This window comes from Thermodesulfobacteriota bacterium, assembly GCA_036397855.1.
Lineage (GTDB): Bacteria > Desulfobacterota_D > UBA1144 > Nemesobacterales > CSP1-2 > DASWID01.
In genome coordinates this window covers 1-3982 of record DASWID010000094.1, presented here as the reverse complement: position 1 = coordinate 3982, position 3982 = coordinate 1, and the positions used below count along the sequence as shown (strand labels likewise).

Sequence of the window (3982 nt, the reverse complement as noted above, 5' to 3'; positions counted from 1 at the left end):
ACTCGGTAAGCGTCGTGTGGGGAATAAATGGTTTTATAAAGAGCAATCCCTTCGCATCATCGGGGGGGCTGGGATTTTCGACCGGATCCCAGAAGGGACGGAGGACCTTGCTTGTATCCTCGGGATCTCTCAGCTCTACATGGTACCCTTCCATGGGAAACCCGGATGAACCGGGGCGAAAATCCTCCGGGTCCTTCCAAGTTACCATACCCATCTCCGTAGACCCATAACCGTCTATCGCCCGAATCCCAAATCTTTCTTCAAATTCATTTAGATTTCTTGGTGCGGGACCGGAAAGAACGATACGAACTTTATTTTTTCTATCCCACTCACCGGGTGGTGCGGCCCAGAGATATTCCGAAACAGCTCCGAGCATATTAGTGCAGGTTGCACCGCAGTCAGTCGCCCATTTCCAGAAATTCGAAGCAGAAAAACGAGGATAAAAAACCGCAGTCGCCCCAGCACCTATGGCGGTGAAAAGACACATCACCTGGGCATTAGCATGACCCAATGTAAGCACGCTCATCAAAACATCTTGGTTCCGCACGCCATGCTGCATAATATAACCCCTAGCGGTTAGAATTACACCACCGTGGTCCCTAGCCACCCCTTTTGGCATACCGGTTGTCCCTGATGTAAACATGCAGCGTTCCATGTCCGCTATTGTGACATCAATGCCCAGATTATCTGATGAGAATTCGTTGAATGTCGAAAAAGGCAGTGCCTTGATTTCACTGATCTCATCGGGCACCGCCCTTGGATCTCCAGTCATAAATATAGTCTTAATTTTTGTCAGATCCTTAGCAATCTCTTGGAGTAGTGGAAGGCTATCGGGATCGATCACCAAAGCCTTCATATCCGAATAGTTTATGACATAGGCCAACCTCTCACCCTTCTCGTCCTTATTTATTGGCACCTGTACAGCCCCGCTTTTATGAATCCCGATGATTGACACGATATACTCCGAGCAATTTATCATATAAATGCCAACCTTATCGCCCTTTTTTATCCCGAAATTCTTTCTGAGACCGTTGGCAACCCTATTGGCCCACTCGTTTGTCTCCTTATAAGAATAGCTCTCGATGAGGTTTCCATCCCTGTCAGCCACCCTAAACATCGTCTGGTCGGGAAAGATCTCCGCTCCCCTCTCGAGGTAACGCGTTATTGGCAGCCACTTTTTCGTGTCGTCAAAAGGGCCATGCGGCAGTGTGCCCTCACCGATAAATTTGGAATCTCGCGGTCTAAAATATAAAAGCATGAGCTCCTCTATTCACTGATACAAGTGCACACATGAATACAAAATATAACAGCAGTAAATATGAATATTAGTTTCTCTTTGCAATATTTAAAAAGTTTTTTAAAATATCTTTTCCGAAATGTGTGAGAATTGACTCAGGATGAAACTGAACCCCCTCGATCACGTATTCTTTATGCCTTATACCCATTATCTCCCCTTCATCTGTCCATGCTGAAATCTCAAATTCATCGGGCAGTGATTTCTCTTCAACTATGAGGGAATGATACCTCGTTGCTTCAAAGGGATCGGGTATCCCGGAATAAATACCCTTCGCGTCATGATGTATCATAGAGGTCTTACCATGCAGAAGTCTTTTTGCTCTTACAATATTTCCACCCCTTGCATATGCCAGTGATTGATGACCCAGACAAACCCCGAGCATTGGTTTTCTTCCAAAAAACTCATTAATCAAATCGACCGAAATACCGGCTTCCTTTGGGGTACACGGACCAGGAGAAATCAATATCATCTCCGGATCAAGTCTACCCACGCCTTCCAAAGTAATTTTATCATTCCTAAAAACTACAACCTCCTCCCCGAGCTCACCCAGGTAGTGAACAAGGTTATATGTGAATGAATCGTAGTTATCAATCATGAGAATCATTTCTTTTCCCCTGCATCTCTATAAATTTCAATTTGAATTTAATAAATATCGCTCCACTTTTAACTAGGGTTAAATTCCTGCCTTAGCTACCTCAATTGCTTTTATAAGAGCCTTAACCTTGTTTACAGTCTCGTTATATTCCCTTTCAGGATCTGAATCAGCAACAATTCCTGCTCCTGCCTGTATGAAAACTTCTTCTCCTTTTATTACGAATGTCCTAATTGTGATACAGGTGTCCATGTTACCCGAAAAGCTGAAATACCCAACGGCCCCACCGTAGGCACCTCTCCTGCTCGGTTCCATTTCCTCGATTATCTCCATCGCCCTGATTTTTGGAGCACCCGAAAGTGTTCCAGCTGGGAAAGTAGCCCTTATGACATCGAAGGCGTCTTTCCCGCGCTGCAGTTTTGCAATAACATTTGATACTATATGCATTACATGAGAGTACTTCTCAACAGTCATGAGTTCATCGACTCTTACCGTACCAACCTCAGCCACTCTTCCTAGATCATTTCTAGCAAGGTCGACGAGCATTATATGCTCTGCTCTCTCTTTAGGATCTGATATAAGTTCCTTTTCAAGTATTGTATCTTCATCCTCATTTTTCCCTCTTGGTCTGGTTCCTGCAATAGGACGATTTTCTACTCTTTCACCTTCTACTCTAACCATCACTTCTGGCGAAGAACCTACAAGATATTCATCTCCCATTTTTAGATAAAACATATAAGGGGATGGGTTTAAGACCCTTAGCACTCTATATAAATCAAATGGTAAAACATCTAGTTTTGTGCTCCATCTTTGAGATATTACTGCCTGTATTATGTCACCTGCTTGAATATATTCTTTTGTCCGCTCTACCGACTCCATAAACTCTTTTGGGTTCAAATTCGATTTAAATTCAAAGAGGCTTGATTCATTTACTGATCTATTGATAGGAGTTTTCTTAAAGAGTGGAAGTGGCGAGTGAAGCTTATCTATCAGGTTCTCTATTCTAAGTACAGCATCGTCATAAACCTTCTTTGCCTCACTTATACTTGAGACATACGCATTAGAGATAACCTTCATGATGTGGTTTATATTATCGAATACAAGTACCGAGTCTGCTATCATAAAATAAGAATCCCATGATCTGAGATCATCTTTTGCCCGCTCGGGTAGCTTTTCAATAAATCTTACGATATCATAACCGAAATAGCCTACAGCACCTCCATAAAATCTTGGCAATTCTGGAGAAACCACAGGACGATATCTTGAAAGGAGATTCTTTAAAGAGTCAATGGGATTTCCATTCTGTTTCTCTATTATGCCATTCTCTATAATTTCAATATAAGTTCCCTTCGACCTAAATATCAAAGATGGATCAGATCCAAGAAAGCTGTATCGCCCCCATTTTTCCCCGCCTTCTACACTTTCAAGCAGGAAAGAATAACTCCCACCGTCGATCTTCTTGAGAGCGGATATAGGGGTTTCGAAATCGACAAATATTTCTCCCCAGACGGGCACTAGATTTCCCTTTTTTAGCTTCTCCTTAAATTCTGTAAAAGAAGGAAAAATCATGCTCAGAATGATATAAAGGGGAGTTTTCAAAGTCAAGAAAGTGCTTTGACGAAAGAACCATGTATATTGTATTGCTATGAAAAATTATCGATGTAACACCGGAGGCCCATGATCAATGTTAACAATCAATCCCCGGATCTTCAGAGAGTATGATATTAGAGGAGTAGTTGATGAGGACATTGATGAAGCAGTAGTCGAGACAATAGGTAAAGCCTATGGCACATACATGGAAAAGATCGGAAAAGATGGTGTGACTATTGGACACGACTGTAGACTAAGTTCTCCCCGTCTTTCTGAAGCAATGATTCGAGGCATTACATCAGCTGGAATCAATGTTATTGATTTAGGCATGGTTTCAACTCCTATGGTCTATTTCTCCCTTTTCAATCTCGACGTTGATGGGGGAGTTATAATCACGGCAAGTCATAACCCAAGCCAGTATAACGGAATTAAACTCTGTGTGGATAAGGATTCACTCTTTGGAGAAGGCATACAAAAAATCAGAAAAATTGCTGAAGGAGGAA

At 42.3% G+C, this 3982-nt stretch carries 4 protein-coding genes; 1 reads left to right on the top strand and 3 read right to left on the bottom strand.

The window, feature by feature from the left end; all coding sequences use genetic code 11:
- The 3 genes from VGA95_07260 to trpE form a co-directional block, all read right to left on the bottom strand.
- The coding region (locus tag VGA95_07260; GenBank protein HEX9666345.1) for an AMP-binding protein at positions 1-1258 on the bottom strand (1258 nt) is incomplete at its 3' end.
- A gap of 67 nt (positions 1259-1325) precedes the next feature.
- Positions 1326-1901, bottom strand: coding sequence for an aminodeoxychorismate/anthranilate synthase component II (locus tag VGA95_07255; GenBank protein HEX9666344.1), 576 nt, complete (start codon positions 1899-1901; stop codon positions 1326-1328).
- A 69-nt stretch (positions 1902-1970) separates the two neighbouring features.
- Entirely contained in the window at positions 1971-3458 is a 1488-nt protein-coding gene (gene trpE / locus VGA95_07250) for an anthranilate synthase component I (protein HEX9666343.1), read from the bottom strand.
- Between the two features lie 115 nt (positions 3459-3573).
- Between trpE and VGA95_07245 the strand changes: the two genes are divergently transcribed.
- A partial coding sequence (locus VGA95_07245) for a phosphomannomutase (protein ID HEX9666342.1) occupies positions 3574-3982 on the top strand: 409 nt, incomplete at its 3' end.

Excerpts from the sequence above, each read along its gene's own strand:
- VGA95_07255 (HEX9666344.1), bottom strand. The coding sequence starts at position 1,901 with ATGATTCTCATGATTGATAACTACGATTCATTCACATATAACCTTGTT.
- trpE (HEX9666343.1), bottom strand. The coding sequence starts at position 3,458 with ATGATTTTTCCTTCTTTTACAGAATTTAAGGAGAAGCTAAAAAAGGGA.